The sequence below is a fragment of the Halomonas sp. BC2 genome (genome assembly GCF_002078115.1).
GTDB classification, from domain to species: domain Bacteria; phylum Pseudomonadota; class Gammaproteobacteria; order Pseudomonadales; family Halomonadaceae; genus Vreelandella; species Vreelandella stevensii.
In genome coordinates this window covers 1-1055 of the sequence record NZ_LFGT01000013.1, presented here as the reverse complement: position 1 = coordinate 1055, position 1055 = coordinate 1, and the positions used below count along the sequence as shown (strand labels likewise).

1 protein-coding gene is annotated in these 1055 nt (G+C 51.7%); it reads left to right on the top strand.

Going from position 1 to position 1055, the window contains the following annotated elements:
- Positions 1-237: 237 nt before the first annotated feature.
- Positions 238-990, top strand: coding sequence for an endonuclease/exonuclease/phosphatase family protein (locus B7L71_RS09950; protein WP_081137638.1), 753 nt, complete (start codon positions 238-240; stop codon positions 988-990).
- The last annotated feature ends 65 nt before the right edge of the window (positions 991-1055 follow it).

Here is a 1055-nt window from a genome sequence, read left to right as displayed (position 1 = left end):
CCAGCTGTTCACCCTGTTCGCCCTCAGCAATTTGGTGCTGGCTGGACGATGCCAGGGCCATGCTGACGGGGCCAGTGTGTCTTGAATCTGGCCTGGCAGCCGGATAACCCGGCTGCCAGGGTAAAAAGGCCACCTTCCGTGGCCAGAAAGTGACCGTTGACGCGGTGAATATGCCACCCTGAGTGCTTTAGCCGCTCAGAGACGAATTGATCAGCGGTTCCTTAACTGCCTGTATCTATGAAACTTGTAACTTGGAACTGTAATGGAGCACTTAGGCGAAAGCTTGCAGAAGCAGATAGTTTGCAAGCTGATGTCTTGGTGGTTCAGGAGTGTGAAGATCCTGCGCTATCGACCCCCGCATATAGAGAGTGGGCTGGCTCTTACCTGTGGGTGGGCGAGTCAAAAAATCGTGGCATCGGCATTTTTCCACGAAACGGTCATCGAGTTGAAAAGTTAGATTGGAGTGGCAGCTTTTCGGTCCCTGGGCTGTCCAGCAAAAGTGAAGCGCTGAATTGGAGCACGCAAAATCTTAGGCTTTTCCTCCCTTTCATCATCAACAGGGATTTCACTGTGCTGGCCGTCTGGACTAAGGGGCGAAACGAAGAATCCTTTGGTTACATAGGGCAGTTCTGGAAGTATCTCCAGATTCACCGTGACGATCTTGGCGGGCCAAAGACAATTATTCTCGGCGATTTTAATAGCAATGTGCGCTGGGATAAGCCGGACCGCTGGTGGAATCATTCAGACGTAGTTGCCGAGCTTAGTGAGATGGGCTTCAAGAGCCAGTATCATCGAGTTTTCGAGGAAGACCATGGCAATGAGACCAGCCCGACATTTTTCTTGCAGCGGAACCGCGAGAAGGCTTATCACATTGATTATGTTTTTACCTCGTCAGACTTTGCCGAAGAATGTAATTTGCAGGTTGGCCAGCACGACGAGTGGATTTCAATAAGTGACCATGTGCCGTTGACGTTGAGCATCAACAGTTAACAATCGGCTGCACAGCGACCGATTTTCCGCCGCTTCGCGGCTCCAAACCGGCGGCTGAGCCCAAG

Coding starts and splice junctions, on each gene's coding strand:
- B7L71_RS09950 (WP_081137638.1), top strand. CDS start 238: ATGAAACTTGTAACTTGGAACTGTAATGGAGCACTTAGGCGAAAGCTT.